At 57.1% G+C, this 20,939-nt stretch carries 18 protein-coding genes and 1 tRNA gene; 11 read left to right on the top strand and 8 right to left on the bottom strand.

Features of this window, described 5'->3' with window-relative positions; genetic code table 11:
- Positions 1-15: 15 nt before the first annotated feature.
- Genes BM316_RS06835 through BM316_RS06825 form a run of 3 tightly spaced genes read right to left on the bottom strand, consistent with a single transcriptional unit; the run spans position 16 to position 2,362 of the window.
- Complete coding sequence (locus BM316_RS06835) at positions 16-1,083, bottom strand: methyltetrahydrofolate cobalamin methyltransferase (protein WP_090205640.1); 1,068 nt, start codon at positions 1,081-1,083, stop codon at positions 16-18.
- 11 nt (positions 1,084-1,094) lie between these two features.
- Positions 1,095-2,024 (bottom strand): methylenetetrahydrofolate reductase, encoded by a 930-nt coding sequence (locus tag BM316_RS06830; RefSeq protein ID WP_090207663.1) that lies wholly within the window; start codon positions 2,022-2,024, stop codon positions 1,095-1,097.
- A 41-nt stretch (positions 2,025-2,065) separates the two neighbouring features.
- Positions 2,066-2,362: a virulence factor gene (locus BM316_RS06825; RefSeq protein WP_090205637.1), complete on the bottom strand. Its 297-nt coding sequence runs from the start codon at positions 2,360-2,362 to the stop codon at positions 2,066-2,068.
- Between the two features lie 249 nt (positions 2,363-2,611).
- On the opposite strand from BM316_RS06825, the gene BM316_RS06820 reads away from it, so the two are divergent.
- Both BM316_RS06820 and BM316_RS06815 read left to right on the top strand, forming a co-directional pair.
- On the top strand, positions 2,612-3,724 hold the full coding sequence (locus BM316_RS06820) for a Ppx/GppA phosphatase family protein (protein WP_090205634.1): 1,113 nt from the start codon (positions 2,612-2,614) through the stop codon (positions 3,722-3,724).
- 15 nt (positions 3,725-3,739) lie between these two features.
- Complete coding sequence (locus BM316_RS06815) at positions 3,740-4,474, top strand: RlmE family RNA methyltransferase (RefSeq protein ID WP_090205631.1); 735 nt, start codon at positions 3,740-3,742, stop codon at positions 4,472-4,474.
- Positions 4,475-4,479: 5 nt separating this feature from the next.
- Here the strand turns inward: BM316_RS06815 and BM316_RS06810 are convergent, their stop codons facing one another.
- Complete coding sequence (locus tag BM316_RS06810) at positions 4,480-5,238, bottom strand: DeoR/GlpR family DNA-binding transcription regulator (RefSeq protein ID WP_090205628.1); 759 nt, start codon at positions 5,236-5,238, stop codon at positions 4,480-4,482.
- A 174-nt stretch (positions 5,239-5,412) separates the two neighbouring features.
- Between BM316_RS06810 and glpD the strand changes: the two genes are divergently transcribed.
- A complete protein-coding gene (gene glpD, locus BM316_RS06805; protein ID WP_090205625.1) occupies positions 5,413-6,954 on the top strand; it encodes a glycerol-3-phosphate dehydrogenase in 1,542 nt (513 codons plus the stop codon).
- A 45-nt stretch (positions 6,955-6,999) separates the two neighbouring features.
- Positions 7,000-8,484, top strand: coding sequence for a glycerol kinase GlpK (glpK, locus tag BM316_RS06800; RefSeq protein WP_090205622.1), 1,485 nt, complete (start codon positions 7,000-7,002; stop codon positions 8,482-8,484).
- A gap of 12 nt (positions 8,485-8,496) precedes the next feature.
- Here glpK and BM316_RS06795 read toward each other — a convergent pair whose 3' ends face one another.
- A complete protein-coding gene (locus tag BM316_RS06795) occupies positions 8,497-9,093 on the bottom strand; it encodes a sulfotransferase family protein (protein WP_090205620.1) in 597 nt (198 codons plus the stop codon).
- Positions 9,094-9,286: 193 nt separating this feature from the next.
- Here BM316_RS06795 and recA point away from each other — a divergent pair, with 193 nt between their 5' ends.
- The 4 genes from recA to BM316_RS06775 all read left to right on the top strand — a co-directional run bounded on the left by recA (position 9,287) and on the right by BM316_RS06775 (position 14,584).
- A complete protein-coding gene (recA, locus tag BM316_RS06790) occupies positions 9,287-10,369 on the top strand; it encodes a recombinase RecA (protein WP_090205617.1) in 1,083 nt (360 codons plus the stop codon).
- A 246-nt stretch (positions 10,370-10,615) separates the two neighbouring features.
- Entirely contained in the window at positions 10,616-13,270 is a 2,655-nt protein-coding gene (gene alaS / locus BM316_RS06785; RefSeq protein WP_090205614.1) for an alanine--tRNA ligase, read from the top strand.
- Entirely contained in the window at positions 13,267-13,554 is a 288-nt protein-coding gene (locus BM316_RS06780; protein WP_090205611.1) for a DUF1330 domain-containing protein, read from the top strand. The genes alaS and BM316_RS06780 overlap by 4 nt, the downstream gene beginning before the upstream one ends.
- 22 nt (positions 13,555-13,576) lie before the next feature.
- Entirely contained in the window at positions 13,577-14,584 is a 1,008-nt protein-coding gene (locus BM316_RS06775; protein WP_090205609.1) for a hypothetical protein, read from the top strand.
- A gap of 32 nt (positions 14,585-14,616) precedes the next feature.
- On the opposite strand, the gene typA is transcribed toward BM316_RS06775, so the two are convergent.
- Positions 14,617-16,434: a translational GTPase TypA gene (gene typA / locus BM316_RS06770; RefSeq protein ID WP_090205606.1), complete on the bottom strand. Its 1,818-nt coding sequence runs from the start codon at positions 16,432-16,434 to the stop codon at positions 14,617-14,619.
- 206 nt (positions 16,435-16,640) lie between these two features.
- On the opposite strand from typA, the gene BM316_RS06765 reads away from it, so the two are divergent.
- Positions 16,641-17,591 carry a transferrin-binding protein-like solute binding protein gene (locus BM316_RS06765; RefSeq protein WP_090205603.1) on the top strand — a complete coding sequence of 317 codons (951 nt, stop codon included), beginning with the start codon at positions 16,641-16,643 and terminating at the stop codon, positions 17,589-17,591.
- A 41-nt stretch (positions 17,592-17,632) separates the two neighbouring features.
- Here the strand turns inward: BM316_RS06765 and BM316_RS06760 are convergent, their stop codons facing one another.
- Entirely contained in the window at positions 17,633-18,841 is a 1,209-nt protein-coding gene (locus BM316_RS06760) for an NADP-dependent isocitrate dehydrogenase (RefSeq protein ID WP_090205600.1), read from the bottom strand.
- Between the two features lie 100 nt (positions 18,842-18,941).
- A tRNA-Ile gene (locus BM316_RS06755) sits at positions 18,942-19,018 on the bottom strand.
- A 280-nt stretch (positions 19,019-19,298) separates the two neighbouring features.
- Between BM316_RS06755 and purM the strand changes: the two genes are divergently transcribed.
- Both purM and purN read left to right on the top strand, forming a co-directional pair.
- Positions 19,299-20,339, top strand: a complete 1,041-nt coding sequence (gene purM, locus BM316_RS06750) for a phosphoribosylformylglycinamidine cyclo-ligase (protein WP_090205598.1) — start codon at positions 19,299-19,301, stop codon at positions 20,337-20,339.
- A complete protein-coding gene (gene purN, locus BM316_RS06745; RefSeq protein ID WP_090205595.1) occupies positions 20,336-20,926 on the top strand; it encodes a phosphoribosylglycinamide formyltransferase in 591 nt (196 codons plus the stop codon). The genes purM and purN overlap by 4 nt, the downstream gene beginning before the upstream one ends.
- The last annotated feature ends 13 nt before the right edge of the window (positions 20,927-20,939 follow it).

The raw sequence follows: 20,939 nt of genomic DNA, 5'->3' as shown, positions 1-20,939 counted from the left end.
GGTATCGCGATGGCGTTACGCCCGGCGGCGGCGTCCGCGACGTTCGCGGCCTTCGCCCTCTTTTGGTGGGACGCGGTTGAACCTGATCCATTCCGCCCCGCCGTCGTCGTTGTTGGTCAGGAAGTTGGCCGCGCGGATCGCTTCCATCTCCTTGCCGGCTTTCGGCTTTGTGGAGCCCATGCCGAAAAGCGTTACGAAGGTCTCATCGTCCATGTCAGCGGGCAGGATGATGCCAGCAGCTTCGATCTCAGCTTTCTTTTCGGCAATCTTCTTGGGGCCGATGGGCAGCGCAACTGGGTTCATAATGGCCGAGGTCATGCCCGCCGTCATCGCCATAGGCAGGAAAGCATTGTTGATGCCGTGACGGTTCGGCAGGCCAAAGCTGATGTTGGACGCACCGCAAGTGGTGTTGACGCCGAGTTCTTCGCGCAGACGGCGCACCAGCGTAAAGACCTGAAGTCCGGCTGTACCCATCGCACCGATTGGCATCACCAAAGGGTCGACGACGATATCATGGGCTGGGATGCCAAAGTCAGCAGCACGTTCGACGATCTTCTTTGCTACCGCAAAGCGCACGTCGGGGTCCTCGCTGATGCCGGTATCATCATTGGAAATCGCCACAACTGGCACATTGTATTTCTTGACCAGTGGCAGCACGAGTTCCAGACGCTCTTCCTCGCCCGTCACCGAGTTCAGCAGAGGCCGCCCCTCAGCCGCCGCCAGACCGTTTTCCAACGCGCCGGGGACCGAGCTATCAATACAAAGCGGGACGTCAGTGATGGCCTGCACACGCTCGACCATTTCCTTCATCAATGGCGGCTCGACAAAGTTGTTGTCGGCATAACGTGGGTCTTCGGCCATCTTGTTTGAAAAAACAGCGCCGGAATTGATATCGAGGATGTTTGCGCCTGCGGCGACCTGAGCAATCGCATCAGCTTCGACGCGCGAAAAGTCACCCGCCTCAAGTTCGGCCGCGAGGATCTTGCGTCCGGTCGGGTTGATGCGTTCACCAATCACGCAAAAGGGCTGGTCGAACCCGATAATGGCAGTCTTGGTTTTGGATTCGACAATCGTGCGTGTCATTAGGGAGGTCCTTAGCTTTGCGATGCAGGGACGGCAGAGCTGCCGCCGTTTTCGATGGCCCAGTTGGCATTGGTCTTGATTCCACCAAGCGGGAAGAAATGCACATGGGTGATGTTGAAGTCGGGATTAGCGGCCTTGTGTGCGGCCAGTTCGGTCAGTACTTCCGTCGGCTCGTAGGGCAGCAGCAGTTTGCTGACGTCCATGGCGCGCTTCTGCAGTACTTTGAGAGAAGGCCCGACGCCGCAGGCAATCGCGAATTTGATCAGCGTCTGCAATTTGGCCGGACCAGCGATCCCGATATGGATAGGCAACGTGATCCCGGCTTCTTTGAGGCTGTCAGCCCAAGCAATGATCGGCTTGGCGTCAAATGCAAACTGTGTCGCCAATGCCATTTCCGCATCACAGGTTTCACTGAACGCTTGTTTCCAGCGCAACGCATCCGCGACATTGGTGTCTGTTCCATCGGGATCAATGTCGCGGTTTCCTTCGGGATGGCCCGCCACATGCAACCGCTTGAAGCCCGCCTTGCCGAAAAGTCCTGTTTCCAGAAGCTGCATGGACGAATGGAAGTCGCCATGAGGCTGGGCAACACCGCCGGCCAACAAAAGCGCCTGATCAACATCGGCTTCGCCCTGATAGCGGGCGATCCAGTCGGCCAGTGTGGCCTCGTCCTTGATGATCCTGGCAGGGAAGTGCGGCATCACCTTATAGCCATCCGCAGCAAGACGTTTGGCCGTTGCGACCATGTCCTCAATCGGGGTGCCTTCGATATGTGCGATATACACGCGCGTGCCTTCTGGCAGCAGATCGCGAAAGTTCTCGACCTTCTCGGCAGTGCGCGGCATCACCTCGATCGAGTAATCTTTGAGAAAGGCCTCAAGCTGCGGGTTCACGCCGGGGGCGGCGGTTTCCTTGGGTTTACGGAAAGAAAGCAGGGACATCACGACCTCCGACAGGCGCTTGGAAAAAGGGGCGGGCGCTTTCACGCCCAACCATCATTTGCGATCAGCGTCTTGAGACGCTCTTGATCATATTCAGTATCGATCCTGCTGACTGTCGTCGCAGCGGCTTCCTGATCGGTGCCATCGACTGGGATCGGGTCGGCCTTGCGGAAGCCAGCCATATAATCATCGGACTCAGCAGCCCCGGATTTCATGGCGGCCCGGTCAATGGCCTGTTCGAACCGTTCCGGCAAGGGCAGCTTGGTGCCACGGCGACCGCGGCCAACGATGACCTGTGCGGGCATGTCGCGCCAGTAAACGATGGTCACATCTGCCATCTGATTCTCCCCATTAACCTTGCCAACTTCTATCACCCGCTTTCGGCACACGATGTCGGATTTCGACATGACGGAAGCGGTTGGCGACCGTGCCCAATAGCTAAACCATTGCCTCGCAAGGCGGCAGAGGGGGGTATTGTCAAAATATTCATGTCGATAATGTGCGATTTGCATCTGTCGATCACAACTCTTGTGCAAATCGCGATGCGGCCTTAGCTTGGAGGTAACTTGAAATGGAGGGCGTAAAGTATGGCGCCCAAGCGTCCCAAAGGTGCGGGCGCGTTCCCTAAAGCGGTTGTAACCCCCGCGCCAACCCCGCCTGATCCGGCGTCGCTTTATGCCGCCTTGGATTTGGGCACAAATAGCTGTCGTATGTTGATTGCCCAACCAAAGGGCAGTCAGTTTCATGTTGTGGACAGCTTCTCGAAGTCAGTGCAATTGGGCCACGGCCTTGAAAGCACTGGCAGACTGTCGCGTGCCTCGATGAACCGCACGATTGCAGCCATGCGCATCTGCCGTGAAAAGCTGCACCGGCATGGTGTCAAACGCATGCGCCTTGTGGCGACCGAAGCTTGCCGGCGCGCGCTCAACGGTCAGAACTTTATTTCGCAAGTGCGTCGCGAAACCGGCTTGAACCTTGAGGTCATCAAACCTGAGGAAGAAGCACGACTGGCCGTGATCTCCTGTGCGCCGCTGGTCAGCGTCAACACAGAACAGCTGCTGGTCGTCGATATCGGTGGCGGCTCGACCGAGCTTGTCTGGATTGACCTGACCCACGTCCCCAAGCGGGAACGTCCCCGGGCGATCATGCGATTGCATGCCGGTTTCAAATCCGATCCGGGGCCATTTGCTGCTGCACGGGTCGTGGATTGGATCAGTGTCCCGCTCGGGGTGGCAACACTGCGTGATCAATTTGCAGATGTTGAAGATGACGCTGCCCGATTTGCCCTCATGAGCTGGTTTTTTGAAGAAAACCTTGAAGAATTTGCGCCTTATGCCGCGGCGCAGGCCCGGGAAGGGTTCCAGATCATCGGCACCAGTGGCACCGTCACAACCGTTGCGGCAAGCCACCTTGGCTTGCGCCGCTATGACCGCACAAAAGTGGATGGTTTGCGCATGTCGTCTGACCAGATTGACACGGTGATCCGCGATTACCTGTCACTCGGGCCAGAGGGTCGCCGCAAGGACCCGCGTATTGGCAAAGACAGACAGGCACTGATCATGTCTGGGTCCGCGATCTTGCAGGCGCTGATGCGGTTGTGGCCGACCGATCGGCTCTCTGTTGCGGATCGGGGCCTGCGCGAAGGGCTGCTCTATGCGCAGATGTCGGCAGATGGGGTCTTGGAAGACACACCGTTTTAGGGGTAAGCGGCGCGGATGCAAAAACGTGGCAACAAAAGAAACAGCTCAGGACGTGGGCAGCGCGATCTGACGGTCAAGGTCAAGACGGCGCGTGGGCGTAAGCTGAGTTCGACCAAATGGCTTCAGCGTCAGTTGAACGATCCATACGTCAAACGCGCGCAGGCCGAAGGGTATCGCGGTAGGGCGGCTTACAAAATCCTTGAGCTGGACGACAAATACCGCTTCCTCGTGCCTGGCGCACGGGTTGTCGATCTCGGCTGTGCCCCCGGCGGGTGGTGCCAAGTGGCGGTCACGCGGGTCAATGCCTTGGGTGAGCGCAAAGGCAAGGCGCAAGGCTTCGTACTGGGCGTCGATCTGCAAGAGGTTGAACCAATCGCAGGGGCCGAAATTCATCAGCTCGACTTTCTGGAAGATGATGCTGACCTCAAGGTGCGTGACTGGCTTGGTGGTCCGGCTGACGTGGTGATGTCCGATATGGCCGCCGCATCGTCCGGTCACAAACAGACAGACCACCTGCGCATTATCGCGCTTTGCGAAGCTGCGGTCTATTTTGCCTTCGATGTGCTTGAGGAGGGCGGCACGTTTGTCGCAAAGGTCCTTGCTGGGGGCGCAGAAGGCGACCTGCAGAAAATCCTCAAATCCCGGTTCCAGAAAGTCGCGAACGTCAAACCACCGGCGTCGCGCTCTGACAGCTCGGAAAAATTTGTTGTCGCGACCGGCTTCAAAGGGTCACCCGAAGCCTCTGAATAGGTCGCTCAAGCCCGCAGGATGCGGGTGTTCCAGTCAGCACATTTGTTGATCAGTGCTTCTGACAGGATGCGGTCAGTGACGAAGTGCTGCATCTGTGCCAGCGACGCAATCTTGACCGGAGCCTTTCGCGTGAACTTGCTGCTGTCGGCGACAAGGACACAAGACCGCGCCGCCTTGATCACCGCCTGACTGACGCGCACCTCTTCTGGGTCGAAGTCCAGAATATCCCCGGACAGGTCAATCGCCGAGGTCCCGATGATGGCAAAATCAACCTTGAAGCGGTCAATCGCAATTGCAGCAAGGTCACCAACAAGCCCACCATCCGCGCGCCGCAAGCTGCCGCCAGCAACCACCACATCGCAGGTCGGGTTGTTGGCAAGAATATTGGCGACATTGAGGTTGTTTGTCAGGACCATCAGGTTGCGATGTCCGTGTAAGGCATGGGCCACCGCTTCGGTTGTCGTGCCGATATTAAGAAATAGTGAAGCGTTGTCAGGGATCAGGCTGGCCGCCCGTCGTGCAATCCGCAACTTGACCTCGCGATTGAGCGCACGCCTGTCGCCATAGCCGATATTGCTCACCCCCGATGGCGGCACCGCCCCACCGTGGATGCGTTCTAACAGCCCTGCCGCACAAAGCTGCCGGATATCCCTGCGAATTGTCTGTACCGCAACGCCAAGCGCCTCTGCGGCGTTTGTTGCAAGGACCTTTCCTTCGCGCGCTGCGACATCGTGAAGGTAGCTATGGCGTTGAGATGTGTCCATATGTTCGCTTTATGAATAAAGCGAACACAAAGCAAGCTGTTGCCCTATGACGCATTGACGAAAGCGTGTTTCGTATCATGTTCGTGGGTGAAGGCGCGAACATTGAAAGGTGGTTGGCTTGCAGCCGGCAATCACTTGTTTCAAACGATAGGAAAAGGGAACCAAGGGCAGTTTATGAAACCGGATTTTGACATTTTCATCATTGGCGGCGGGATCAATGGCACAGGCATTGCGCGGGATGCGCAGGGTCGGGGGCTTCAGGTCGGGCTGGCCGAAATGAACGATCTGGCCTCTGCGACGTCTTCGGCCTCGACGAAGCTCTTTCACGGTGGTCTGCGCTATCTGGAATTCTTTGAATTTGGGCTGGTCAAGAAAGCACTCGTTGAGCGCGAGGTTTTGTTGAAGAACATGCCGCACATCAGTTGGCCCATGCGTTTTGTGCTGCCGTACCATCCCGACATGCGTTTTGAAGGGGACACGCCAACATCCAAGCTTTTGACTGTTTTCATGCCGTGGATGAAAGGGCGCCGCCCGTCCTGGCTGATCCGGCTTGGATTGTTTCTCTACGACAATCTCGGCGGACGCGAGATCCTGCCAGGCACCAAGACAGTCGATCTGACCTCTGATCCTGCTGGCAAACCGATCAAGGAAAAGTTCAAGCGCGCCTACGAATATTCAGACTGCTGGGTGGAGGATTCGCGCCTTGTAGTGCTGAATGCGCGCGACGCAGAAGAGCGTGGCGCAAAGATCATGACCCGCACAAAGGTCATTAGCGCCACACGCGTCGAAGATCACTGGGAAATCGTGACCGAAAGCGATGGCGTCGAGGCACGCCATACGGCGCGCGCGCTGGTCAATGCCGGTGGGCCGTGGGTTGAGAATGTCGTGAGGGAGGTCGCGCGCCAGAATACCTCAGAAGGGGTGCGTTTGGTCCGTGGCAGCCACATCGTGACCAAGAAGCTGTTTGACCATGACAAAAGCTACTTTTTTCAAGGCGAAGACGGACGGATCATTTTCGCAATTCCATACGAGATGGATTTCACCCTGATTGGCACCACTGACAAGGAACACGAGAACCTGTCGGAAAAGCCGTTCGCCACTGATGAAGAACAGGACTACCTCTGTGCATTTGCGTCGCAATACTTCGATAAGCCAGTGACGCGCGACGATGTGGTCTGGACGTATTCCGGCGTGCGCCCGCTCTATGATGATGGGGCAAAGTCTGCGACGGCCGCGACGCGCGACTATGTTCTGTCTTTGGACGATAACGGCGCACCGCTTCTGAACATTTTTGGCGGCAAGATCACCACCTACCGCAAGCTTGCCGAGAACGCGATGAAGAAGCTGACACCGCTTGTTGGCGGTGGCGGCACTTGGACAGATAAGGCGCCGCTTCCTGGTGGCGATTTTGCTGTTGCAGATCGGGACAAACTGGTTGCCGATCTTGCGCGCGATTACCCGTTCCTTGACGACCGTTGGGCGCTGCGACTGATCAAAGGGTATGGCACCGATGCCCGCAAGATATTGGGGGAGGCGGCAACAGCCGCGGACTTGGGGCAAGATTTCGGTGCGACGCTCACCGAAGCAGAAGTCAAATGGCTGATGGCCAAGGAATATGCGCGTCATGCCGATGACATTGTCTGGCGGCGCTCAAAACTGGGGCTTCGCCTGACCAAGGACCAGATCGCGGCACTCGACGCCTACATGAATGCTTGAGCCTGCTGTCTGTGGCAGTAGTCTGACAAAAAACCGGGGGGAAAAATGACCTACATTCTGGCCATTGACCAAGGCACGACATCCAGCCGCGCGATCGTCTTTGACGGTGAAATGCGTGTGAAAGCCATCGCGCAAGAAGAATTCACACAACAATTTCCCAAGTCAGGTTGGGTCGAACATGATCCTTCCGATATTTGGGCCTCGGTTGCATCGACGTGCCGCGGCGCCATTGAAAAGGCTGGCATCACAGCCGCGGATGTCGCGGCCATCGGCATCACCAACCAGCGCGAGACGACGCTGGTATGGGACAAGAACACGGGTGAGGCCGTGCACAACGCCATCGTCTGGCAAGATCGCCGCACGTCACCTTTCTGCGAAGAGCTGCGCAATGAAGGTTTTGAAACGACGATTACGAAGAAGACCGGCCTGCTGGCCGATCCCTATTTTTCCGGCACCAAGGTCAAATACATCCTTGATACGGTGGACGGAGCCCGAGACCGGGCAGAGGCGGGCGATCTGCTTTTCGGGACTGTCGATAGTTATCTCATCTGGAAGCTAACAGGTGGTAAACGCCACGTAACGGATGCCACCAACGCCGCACGGACGATGCTTTACGACATCAGCAAAGGCCGCTGGAGCACGACGATTTGCGAACGTTTCGGCATTCCGATGAAGATGCTGCCGGAAGTTCTTGATTGTGCAGCAGATTTCGGAACGACACGCGCTGATTTATTCGGCCATGAACTGCCCATTCTGGGGGTTGCGGGTGACCAGCAGGCCGCCACAATCGGACAAGCCTGTTTTGCGCCGGGGATGCTGAAGTCCACCTACGGAACGGGATGTTTTGCGCTTCTGAACACCGGATCGGAGCTGGTCGAAAGCCAGAATCGCCTGCTCGGAACGATTGCTTATCAGTTTGATGGCAAACCCACCTACGCGCTTGAAGGGTCCATTTTTATCGCCGGTGCTGTTGTTCAATGGCTACGTGACGGGTTGAAGATCATTCGTGAGGCAAAAGAGACCCAGCCATTGGCCGAAACCGCCGATGCAGGGCAGGAGCTGTATCTTGTGCCAGCATTTACGGGCCTCGGGGCACCATATTGGGATGCCGAGGCGCGCGGCGCGATTTACGGGCTGACACGCAATTCTGGTCCGGCCGAGTTTGCAAAAGCGGCTCTAGAAAGCGTCGGTTTCCAGACCCGCGACCTCCTTGAAGCGATGAAGAGCGACTGGGAAGGCCATGATAACGCTGGCGTTTTGCGCGTGGACGGCGGGATGAGCGCATCGGATTGGTCGATGCAATTCCTCTCCGACATTATCGGAGCACCTGTTGACCGTCCGACAGTGCTGGAAACAACAGCCCTCGGCGTGGCGTGGCTCGCGGGGATGCGGGCGGGTGTCTACCCCAATCAGGAAGAGTTTGCAGCAAACTGGGCTTTGGACCAGCGGTTTGAGCCCAAGATGGATGAGGCAACGCGCGACAGACGGTACGCGGGGTGGAAGGACGCGGTGAAGCGGACGTTGTCCTGACGTCGCCGTGTCTTAACGATACGCCATTTCCCAGACGTGAAATTCGGCTGCGCGTTTTTCGCGCAGTTTCGCTTCGACCTCTGGCGACAGGATCAGGTCCATCTTCGGAGAGACGTTTTTCTCTTTCAAAGTGATCGTCACATCGAGCCGATTTTCCAGATAGGCGATGACCTTATGCCATTGTTCATATTGGAATAAATGTTGTGCGCCGATCTCGCCATCGTTGATCGTAAGGAACCGTGCCTGCGATCCGACATTGGCGAACGGCGCAGGCGTGCCTTTGCAGTATTCCAGCACGAAATCGTCAAAACTGACGTCACGGGTGCTGTTCGGCTGTCCGATGAGGTCATCGCGTGTGCGGTAGCGATACCAACTGCCAAGCCAGTCAATCGGATTGCGGACCACGGCCATCAGCTCGGGGTCTTTGTCGCCGACCTGCTTGAAAAGTGGCTTAAGGAATCGCTTGTAGCGATAGCATGGCGCATGTTTGATCTCCGGCGGATCGCGCAGCACCAACGACGCCCTTGGCGCAAGCGCACCTTCCAGCGCGGTCGAGCCGGTCTTGGGGATGGCAAGCAGCACAAGATTTTCTTTCCAGAAAACAAGCATTTGAGACTGACCCCATTGAAAACGACCTCTTCGTTCTAGGCAATAAACACTTCTTTAACCACCATTGATCCAAGCTTTTCGCCAAGATTTTTGTTGCAATGTTCTTCTTTTGATCTCATTAAGAATGAGAACACAATGAGAACAAAAGCAGTGATTGCTGCCCGCTGGGTCGCATGAAATAAGGACAGGATACATGGCAACGGCAGAACTTCTGAAAATGAAAGACAAGAAAACGGCAGACAAGGAAAAGGCGCTGGAAAGCGCGCTTGCGCAGATCGAACGCCAGTTCGGTAAGGGCTCGATTATGAAGCTCGGCGGCGAGAACAAGATGGCCGATATCGAGGCAACATCGACCGGCTCGCTGGGGCTGGATATCGCGCTTGGCATTGGCGGCCTGCCCAAGGGCCGCATCATCGAAATTTACGGCCCTGAGTCCTCTGGTAAAACCACGTTGACGCTGCACGCGATTGCGGAAGAGCAGAAAAAAGGTGGCGTTTGTGCATTTGTCGACGCCGAACACGCGCTTGATCCGGCCTACGCCAAAAAGCTTGGCGTGAACCTTGACGAGCTACTGATTTCGCAACCCGATACCGGTGAACAAGCGTTGGAAATCGTCGATACACTCGTGCGCTCCGGCGCGGTGAGCATGGTGATCGTGGATTCCGTTGCCGCCCTGACACCCAAATCAGAGCTTGAAGGTGACATGGGTGACAGCTCTGTCGGCGTTCATGCCCGACTGATGAGCCAGGCAATGCGCAAACTGACAGGCTCCATCAACCGTTCGGGGTGTATGGTCATCTTCATTAACCAGATCCGGATGAAGATTGGCGTCATGTTTGGCTCGCCTGAAACGACGACCGGCGGCAACGCGCTAAAATTCTACGCCTCTGTACGTCTCGATATCCGCCGCATCGGCGCATTGAAGGACCGTGATGAGGTTGTGGGCAATGCAACACGTGTCAAAGTGGTCAAAAACAAGGTGGCGCCACCGTTCAAGCAGGTTGAATTCGACATCATGTATGGCGAAGGCATCTCCAAGATGGGCGAACTCCTCGACCTCGGCGTCAAGGCCGGCGTGGTCGAGAAATCGGGCGCGTGGTTCTCTTACGGGGATGAACGGATCGGACAGGGGCGTGAAAACTCCAAGCAGTTCCTGAAAGAAAACCCCTCGGTCGCGTTGGAAATCGAAGACAAGATCAGGGCCGCGCATGGGCTTGATTTCGATTTGCCCGGCGGCGCGATGAACGATAGCGACGACGATCTGGTCGAAATGTAAAAATACTGACCGTGTTCGGGTGACACCCTCTGATACGGTTGCCGTTTGAAAAATCTTGAAAGGACCGTCGCATTTGCGGCGGTCCATTTGTTTTTTGCAGAGGGTTGCGTGGCGTCCTTGCAAGTTGAAGGACATGGTTTTGCGGAAAGTGGCAGCACTTCGGTGCAGACCCTGTTTGCATGTGGACAGTATGGGAGCAGAGGGCTATTTCTCGCCCTCAACGTAACCAAATGCCGAGAGCCCGCCATGACCAGCCTTGCTGACATCCGCTCCACCTTTCTGAACTACTTTGGAAAGCAGGACCACGAGATCGTCGCGTCCAGCCCCTTGGTGCCGCGCAACGACCCGACGCTGATGTTCACCAACTCCGGTATGGTGCAGTTCAAAAACCTCTTTACCGGTGTGGAGACACGCGATTACGTCCGCGCAACCACAAGCCAGAAATGTGTGCGGGCGGGCGGAAAACATAACGACCTCGACAACGTCGGCTATACCGCGCGCCATCACACATTCTTTGAGATGCTGGGCAACTTCAGCTTTGGCGACTATTTCAAAGCTGACGCGATCCCGTTTGCGTGGGAATTGCTGACCAAGGATTTCGGCATCGACAAGACGCGTCTGCTGACCACAGTTTACCATACAGACGATGAAGCCTTTGAAATCTGGAAGAAGATTGGCGTCCCCGAAGACAGGATCATCCGCATTCCAACCGATGACAACTTCTGGCGGATGGGGCCGACAGGCCCATGCGGCCCTTGCACCGAAATCTTCTATGATCACGGCGATCACATCTGGGGCGGCCCTCCGGGATCGGCTGAAGAGGATGGCGACCGTTTCATCGAAATCTGGAACATCGTTTTCATGCAGAACGAGCAGTTCGAAGACGGTTCCATGCGCCCGCTGGAAATGCAGTCAATTGACACCGGCATGGGGCTGGAGCGGATCGGCGCGTTGCTGCAGGGCAAGCACGACAACTACGATACGGACCTTATGCGTGCCTTGATTGAGGCATCGGCCAACGCGACATCGACCGACCCCGACGGCGACGGCAATGTGCATCACCGTGTGATTGCTGATCACCTGCGCTCGACGTCTTTCCTGATTGCCGAAGGTGTCCTGCCGTCCAATGAGGGCCGCGGATACGTCCTGCGCCGGATCATGCGCCGGGCCATGCGTCATGCGCATCTCTTGGGTGCAAAAGATCCTGTTATGCACCGACTGGTGCCTGCCTTGGTGCAGAAGATGGGGGCCGCCTATCCTGAATTGGGCCAAGGCCAGCGGTTGATCGAGGAGACGCTGAAGAACGAGGAAGAGCGCTTCAAGCAAACACTCGACCGTGGTCTGAAACTGCTCGACGATGAACTGTCAGCATTGCCAGAGGGTGCGGCCTTGCCAGGAGATGCCGCCTTCAAGCTTTATGACACTTACGGGTTCCCACTCGATCTGACGCAAGATGCATTGCGTGAGAAGGGCGTGTCGGTCGATACCGATGGCTTTGATGCCGCCATGGCAGAACAGAAAGCCAAGGCGCGCGCGGCCTGGGCAGGGACAGGCGAAGCGGCAGATAGTGCGATTTGGTTCGATATTGCCGATGCTAGCGGCAGCACGGATTTTCTGGGCTACGACACGCTGAACGCCGAAGGCCAGATCATGGCACTTGTCGCCGACGGCGGCACTGTGGACGAGGCTGATGGCGAGGTGCAGATTGTCCTAAACCAGTCCCCATTCTATGCCGAGGCAGGTGGTCAGGTCGGCGATGCCGGTATGATCCGCACCGAAACTGGTGCCGCGGAGATTTCTGACACCAAGAAAGTCGCTGGGGTCTATATCCATTTTGCAAAGGTCACCGAAGGCAAGATCGTTAAAGGGCAGGGGGCAGAGCTTTCAGTCGATCCTGCACGGCGGTCCGCAATTCAGGCAAACCACTCGGCCACGCACCTACTGAACGAGGCGCTGCGTGAACTGCTTGGTGATCATATCGCACAGCGCGGGTCGTTGAACGCACCTGACCGCCTCCGCTTTGACTTCAGCCATAACAAGGCGCTGAGCCTTGAGGAACTTGAGCAGATCGAGCGGGACGTCAACACCCTTATCCGGCAGAACGGCAAGGTCGAAACGCGTATTATGACGCCCGATGACGCGCGCGCGATGGGAGCGCAGGCGCTCTTTGGGGAAAAATACGGTGATGAGGTCCGTGTGGTCTCCATGGGCGAAAAACCGGGGTCCGGCAAAGGCACCTCTGGTAACACCTATTCGTTGGAGCTTTGCGGCGGCACGCATGTCGGGCAACTGGGTGAAATTGGTGCTTTCGTGACATTGGGCGACAGCGCATCAAGTGCTGGCGTGCGCCGTATCGAGGCCCTGACAGGGCAGGCGGCGCTTGATTATCTGCGCCAGCAGGACCATCGCCTTGCGCAAGCTGCATTGGTCCTGAAAGCCCCTGCATCCGAACTGGCCGATCGTGTGAAGGCCCTGATGGATGAGCGCAAGGCGCTTGCCAACGAGGTGGCGCAGCTCCGGCGTGAGCTGGCCATGGGTGGCGGTGCCAAGGAAGCAGCGCCGTCCGAAGTGATCAATGGTGTCGCCTTTCAAGCGCAGGTCTTGCAGGGCGTCACCGGCAAGGACCTGCCTTCGCTTATCGATGACATGAAAGACAGCATGGGCAGCGGTGCAATCCTTCTGATTGCGGATACGGGCGGTAAGGCCGCAGTCGCGGTTGGCGTGACCGCCGATATGACTGACCGTGTCTCGGCCGTTGATATCTTGCGGGCCGTGACACCGGAACTGGGTGGCAAAGGCGGCGGAGGCCGTCCTGACATGGCACAGGGTGGCGGCGCGTCTGCCGACAATGCCGAAGCGGCGATAGCGGCAGCAAAGGCCGTGCTGGAAGGCCTGAAATGAGCGCCCTTTGGGTCAGCCATGTGCTGGTGACCGATCCTGAGCGCTATGCGGAATATGCAAAGCGCGCCACGGTTGCCATAGCCGATCATGGCGGTGTGTTTCTGGCGCGAGGCGGTGAATACCGCCAGATGGAAGGTCCTGATCGCCCGAGGAATGTGGTGGCGCGGTTTCCGTCGCTTGATGCCGCTGAAGCCTGCTACAACTCGGATGCCTATCAGGAGGCGCTGTCATTTGCGCGCGACGCCTCGGTCAGAGAACTCTCGATCGTCGAAGAGATCTCTTGATGCCGACCAAAGGGGATGACCGTTGAAGGCCGTCGTCCACATTGGCCTGCCAAAGACGGGCACCTCCTCGATCCAGAGTTACCTTTCTGGCAATCTCAAGGCCTTGTCGGAACGGAAGGTGATGCTTCCGCGCACAGGGCGTGTGTTGTGGTGGAAAGATCGCGAGCGCAACATGGGGCTCAGCTTTGCCTGCCATCCGGCAGAAGCCCCGGCCAGCCGTTTGATGCATTCCTACGGTCTGGATAGCAGGAACGCGCGCAGACGCTATGCCAGCAAATATTGGAGGCAACTTGACCGCGAACTTGCGCGGGCAGCAGAGGCCGAAACGGCGATATTTTCCGAAGAGGGGCTTTCCAACTTTGACGGGGAAGATAAGGTCGCCAACCTCGCGGAAGCCTTCAGAAGACGTTTTGAGACCGTCAAAATCTACTGCATGATCCGCGAGCCATTTTCGTGGCTTTCAAGCAATTACGTTCAATATGTCAAAATGGGCGGCACGCAGCCGTGGGAGGCCTACAGGGACGATCAATTGGACAGAGGTTTGTTTCTGACTGACCTCGCTCCTTGGCTTTCCATTTTCGGGGATAAAGCCGTCAGGATCGACGTCGTGCGCACTGACGCGGTGACGCAATTTTGCGAATTTCTCGGCCTCGATAGTCCGGCTAAGGCCGCGCCGCGGCGCAACGTTTCTATCTCTCAGCAAGGCGTGGAACAGCTTGTGGCGTTGAACCGCGCGTATTCCGAAAGCGGGGCCAAACGCCCTGCCGCTGTTCGCAAAGCGTTTGAGAAACATATGAAGGGTCCGTCCTGGCGCGCGCCGAAGGATGATATCTCAGTTGTCTATGCGCGATCGCAGGCGGAAATCGGGGAACTTCTGCAACATGACAGTGTATCCGAAGAAGGCAAAGACTTCATCGCAAGCCGTTGGTCGCCGGACGCTGTGACTTCGGGCTATCAAGAGCGTCAATCTGACCCCGAACAACAGTCCGAAGCCTTCACGAACCTGCTCAAAGACCTGTTTGACAAGTAAGTCTTTGCAGCAGGTTCCGGAATTTGGCGACGCTAGCTTGCGCGGGCCTGCCGCTTGCGCTCATGCGGGTCCAGATAGCGTTTGCGCAGACGAACAGCGTTTGGAGTGACCTCGACCAGCTCGTCATCGTCGATATAGGCAATGGCCTGTTCGAGTGACATGATCACTGGCGGCGTGAGGCGGACAGCTTCGTCGGTGCCGGAGGCACGGACGTTGGTCAGCTTTTTACCTTTGAGCGGGTTCACTTCCAGATCGTTGTCGCGGCTGTGTTCGCCGATGATCATACCGGTGTAAACAGGTTCCTGCGCACCGATGAACATCTTGCCGCGATCTTCGAGGTTCCACAGCGCGAATGCGACAGACGTGCCGTTTTCCATTGAGATCAGCACGCCCTGACGGCGGCCTTCGATCTTGCCTTTGAATGGCGTCCAGCCGTGGAAGATGCGGTTCAGCACGCCAGAGCCGCGCGTATCGGTCAGGAATTCCCCGTGGTAGCCGATCAGGCCACGCGATGGCACATGAGCAATGATCCGGGTCTTGCCTGCACCGGCGGGCTTCATCTCGACCAATTCGCCTTTGCGTGGGCCGGTCAGCTTTTCAACGACAGAGCCTGTGTATTCGTCATCTACGTCGATGGTGACTTCTTCGACAGGTTCCATGCGCTGACCATCTTCTTCGCGGAAGATGACCTGCGGGCGTGAGATCGACAGCTCGAAACCTTCGCGGCGCATGTTTTCAATGAGAACACCCATCTGAAGTTCACCACGGCCCGAGACTTCGAAGGCATCACCGCCAGGCGTGTCCTGGATCTTAATTGCGACGTTGACTTCAGCCTCTTTCAAAAGGCGTTCACGGATGACGCGCGACTGGACCTTCTTGCCGTCACGGCCGGCCAGCGGGCTGTCGTTGATGCCAAAAGTGACCGTGATGGTCGGGGGATCAATGGGTTGTGCGGGGATAGGCGTATCAATTGAGACATCGCAGAGCGTGTCAGCCACGGTTGCCTTGGTCATGCCTGCGATTGTGACGATATCGCCTGCTTCGGCCACGTCGATTGGCTGTTGCATCAGGCCGCGGAACGCGAGGATCTTTGAAACGCGGAATTGTTCGATCCGCTCACCGGTGCGGGAAAGCGCCTTGATCGTTTCGCCAGCCTTCAGTGTGCCGGACTCGACCCGGCCCGTCAGGATACGACCAATAAAGGGGTCGGCAGACAGCGTGGTGGCCAGCATCTGGAAAGGCTCGTCCTTGCGCGTGACTTGCGCAGGTGTCGGGACGTGATCGACGATCAGGTCAAAGAGCGCGTCTAGGTTCTCGCGGGGCCCGTCGAGTTCTGCATCACACCAGCCAGCGCGACCAGAGGCATACATCGCCGGAAAGTCGAGCTGTTCGTCGGTGGCTTCAAGGGCCGCGAAAAGATCAAACACTTCGTCAATCGCGCGGTCTGGTTCGCCATCGGGTTTGTCCACCTTGTTGACGACCACGATGGGGCGCAGGCCAAGGGCCAGCGCCTTGGAGGTCACGAATTTTGTCTGCGGCATCGGACCTTCGGCGGCATCGACCAACAGGACCACACCGTCCACCATCGACAGGATACGCTCGACTTCACCACCAAAGTCGGCGTGGCCGGGCGTGTCGACGATGTTGATGCGTGTGCCTTTCCATTCGACTGAGGTACACTTTGCCAGAATGGTAATCCCGCGCTCGCGTTCGATGTCGTTGCTGTCCATCGCCCGTTCGGTGATGGCTTCGTTTTCGCGGTAAACACCGGATTGCTTCAACAGTTCATCAACCAGAGTCGTCTTGCCGTGGTCAACGTGCGCGATGATCGCGATATTGCGGATATCCATCAGATCAGCCTTTTGGGTAAGTTGCGGGGGCGATAGCGTGCAAATGCAGCAAAGGCCAGCCCTGAATTGCGCGTGACGTGACAGCATGGCGCGTTTGCAAGAGACCCAACAATTCTGGCGTGTCGAACGGCCAAAGGGCCACATTCTTGACACAATTTGATTTCCGGTGTCCCATAACCCGTGTTTTAGAGCCGGAAGGCAAAGTCATGTTTAGAAATTCAATCGTCTTCACTGCAATCGGGATATCTCTTGCGGCCTGTGGTGGGGGCGGCGGCGGCGGTGGGTCGACAGAACCCGATGTGGTCGAAATCACTGCGCTCAATATTGGCAGCACAAGCGGTGTCGCGGCGCAGACAGGTTTGCCTTTTGCGGATGGGACGGCTCAAAGCATTCCGGCAAACACACCACTGACCATCAGGCTTGCAAGGTTTGAGACTGATCACGCAAGCGGGCAGACTAGACTGATCGTCAGCACCGAAACCTACACCAAAGCAGCAGGCAGTAACCTTCTCAACGCGGATGTCGAAATCGAAGGTGCAACTGTGACGCTTGTATATGATAGCGCCGAGGATGAGAGCTTTGGCAGTCTCTCGAACGGGCAGGAATTGGGTGCCTACATCAACGCCTCCGGCCAGTTTGTCAGCCTGATCAATGTGTTTACCTATGAAGATCCTCCTGACGATGGATTTGATAGCGAAGGGACCTTTGCTGCTGGGTTTGAGACCGATCCCTCATCGCTTCCGACGTTTGCTGGAACAACGGATTACACAGGCACGTTGCTCGGGTTTGCCAACGTTGTTGATCAAAATGGCAACCTGATTGAGCAGGAAGTGCTTTTGACGGGGGACGCTGCAATCGCTGTCCGCTTTGCTGATGGACGTGTCGGCGGAAGTGTTGATACGCAGGCGACTGGTCTTGCGTTGACGTATCTCGACGATGTTTTGGTTCTCACTGAGACAGACATCGCTGGCAACGGTTTCAGCACGGATGCGTCAACCCTGCAGAACTGCGGCGGCTGTACCTCGGAAAGCCTTGTTGGTGGTGCGTTCTTTGGTGCCAACGCCGAGGAACTGGGCGGTATTCTTGCGCTAGATGTGACCAACGCTGCCGGGACTCAGCAAGTGATTGGCGTGGGCGGGTTCATCGCGGAACGCTAACCCCACGATTATGCTTTGGGCGGCCTGAGCCGCCCGTCACGTCACATCGCTTTGTTCAGGTTCTCGTCGATTTTTTCCAAGAACCCCGTTGTGGTCAGCCAACCCTGATCGGGACCCACAAGCAGTGCGAGGTCTTTGGTCATGAAGCCACTTTCGACCGTATCGACGACAACCTTCTCTAGCGTTTCGGCGAATGTCATCAGTTCCGCGTTCTCATCAAGCTTGGCGCGGTGCTTGAGCCCGCCAGTCCAGGCAAAGATCGAAGCGATCGAGTTCGTTGAGGTCGCTTGCCCTGCCTGATGCTGGCGATAATGGCGTGTCACAGTGCCATGCGCGGCCTCTGCTTCAACGATCTTGCCATCTGGCGTCATCAACTGGCTGGTCATCAGGCCAAGAGAACCGAAGCCTTGCGCCACGGTGTCGGACTGCACGTCGCCGTCGTAGTTCTTGCAGGCCCAGACGAATTTGCCTGACCATTTCATGGCCGAAGCAACCATATCATCGATCAGGCGATGCTGATATTCGATGCCCAGCTCTTCGAATTTCTCCTGAAATTCGTTTTCGTACACCTCTTGGAAGATGTCCTTGAAGCGGCCATCATAGGCTTTCAGGATCGTGTTCTTTGTCGACAGATAGACCGGCCAGCCGAGGTTCAGGCCGTAATTGAATGATGCGCGGGCAAAATCGTAGATTGACGCGTCAAGGTTATACATCCCCATCGCAACACCCGCAGAGGGGCTGTCGAACACCTCTTTCTCGATCACGGTGCCGTCTTCGCCCACGAATTTCATCGTCAGCTTGCCGGGGCCGGGCATCAGGAAGTCGGTTGCTTTGTACTGGTCGCCAAAGGCATGGCGTCCGATGACGATCGGGTCGGTCCAGCCAGGCACGAGGCGGGGGACATTCTTGCAGATGATCGGTGCGCGGAAAACCACACCGCCGAGGATATTGCGGATCGTGCCGTTGGGACTGCGCCACATCTTTTTCAGGCCGAATTCCTCGACCCGCTGTTCGTCAGGTGTAATCGTCGCGCATTTCACACCGACGCCGATCTCTTTGATTTTCTCTGCCGCATCAATGGTGATCTGGTCGTTGGTTTCATCGCGCACTTCCATCGCGAGGTCGTAGTAGAGCAGATCGACGTCGAGATAGGGCAGGATCAGCTTTTGCTTGATGAAGTCCCACATGATGCGGGTCATTTCATCGCCATCAAGTTCGACGATGGGGTTCTCTACCTTGATTTTCGACATGTCTCTCTCCGTGGCGCAGGAATCCTTGAAGCGTTCTTAACGCAGATCACACGGGGCGTGAAGTGCTGTATGCATTTGTATACTGTTGCTGCTGTCTGTGTGGTAGGCCCGGCAGGACTTGAACCCGCAACCAAAGCGTTATGAGCGCTCTGCTCTAACCAATTGAGCTACAGGCCCACACGGCACTTGGAGTAGCAGAAGCATCGGGCGGGTCAAGCAGTGGACCGGAAAAACAGTATCCAATGAGCCTGAGTTTGCTGTGGTCAAATCAGAAATGCGAAAGGCATTCGATCATCGTTGCGTGATTGCGATCTACCAGATTGCGTGGTTGCTGTTGAACCGCGCCCGGTTTCGGACAGTTGCGGCTTGCCAGCAAATGCTATGCCACCTGTCATAATCTGTTTCCTTCCAATCCCCGATAGGCTAACGACGCGCCAAAGCTGAACGGAGTTGCCAGATGATGAAAAACGGTCTCACCTATGCTGATGCAGGCGTGGATATCGACGCTGGGAATTCGCTGGTTGAGCGGATCAAACCCGCCGCCAAGCGGACCAGCAGGCCGGGTGTCATGGCCGGGTTGGGCGGGTTTGGCGCGCTCTTTGATCTCAAAGGCGCAGGTTACGAAGATCCAATCCTCGTCGCAGCAACTGACGGTGTGGGCACCAAGCTGCGGATTGCAATTGATACAGGTAACGTCGACACCATCGGGATTGACCTGGTTGCGATGTGCGTGAACGATCTGGTCTGCCAAGGGGCGGAGCCATTGTTCTTTCTCGACTACTTCGCGACAGGTAAACTCGATCTTGAGAGTGCGACGCGCATCATCGAAGGGATCGCAGCGGGTTGCGAGGCATCGGGGTGCGCCCTGATCGGTGGCGAAACCGCCGAGATGCCCGGAATGTATGAAGCCGGTGATTTCGATTTGGCCGGTTTTGCTGTTGGCGCAATGGAACGTGGCGCTGATCTGCCCGCCGGTGTGAAGGAAGGCGACGTGCTCTTGGGACTTGCCTCTGACGGTGTGCACTCAAATGGGTATTCGCTGGTGCGGCGCGTGGTCGAGGTGTCTGGGCTCTCTTGGGATGATGACGCTCCATTCGCCGATGGTTCATTGGGGGCGGCTCTGCTGGCGCCAACACGGCTTTATGTCAAACAGGCACTGGCCGCCGTGCGGGCAGGGGGCGTGCACGGACTGGCCCATATCACTGGCGGCGGGCTGACAGAAAACTTGCCACGTGTCCTGCCAGACGGCCTTGGTGCCGCGATTGACCTGTCATCATGGGACCTGCCGCCGGTCTTTCGCTGGTTGACTGAAACGGGCGGTATGGCCGAAGCCGAGTTGCTCAAGACCTTCAACGCGGGCGTCGGCATGGTGCTTGTTGTTGATGCCGACGCGGCGGAGCAGATCTCCGCGCTGTTGAGTGATGCGGGTGAAACGGTCTATCGGCTCGGCGCGGTGACACCGGGTGAGGGTGTCACCTATTCGGGATCCCTTTTGTGACCAAACGCGTTGCCATCCTTATTTCCGGTGGCGGCTCGAATATGGTCGCACTGGCCAGGTCGATGGAAGGCGCCCATCCTGCAAAGCCTGTTCTGGTATTGTCAAACGACCCGAAGGCTGGCGGTCTCGCCAAAGCGCATGACATGGGAATTGCTACCGCATCTGTCGATCACCGACCTTTCGGCAAGGACCGTGCTGCGTTCGAGGCAGCACTGGATAGCGCGCTGCAAAAGGCATCCCCCGACATCGTTTGTCTGGCCGGATTCATGCGGATACTGACGCCTGAGTTCACCCGTCAGTGGGAAGGTCGGATGCTGAATATCCACCCGTCTTTGCTGCCGAAATACAAAGGTTTGCACACGCACGCACGCGCGCTTGAGGCTGGCGATACCGAACACGGGTGCACCGTCCATGAGGTGACGGCGGCCCTTGATGACGGGCCGATCCTTGGTCAGGCGCGTTTGACGATCAATGCAGATGATACGCCAGATCGGCTGGCCGCACGGTTGCTGCCTCTTGAGCACCGGCTTTATCCTGCGGTGCTCCGGCGGTTTGCAGAAGGCGACAAGACGCCAGTGTTTATCTGACCGTGCTTCTTCT

Origin of the sequence: Yoonia litorea (genome assembly GCF_900114675.1) — a bacterium.
Classification (GTDB): domain Bacteria; phylum Pseudomonadota; class Alphaproteobacteria; order Rhodobacterales; family Rhodobacteraceae; genus Yoonia; species Yoonia litorea.
Note: the sequence above shows the minus strand (reverse complement) of the source record. Positions and strands in the feature narration are given on the sequence as shown.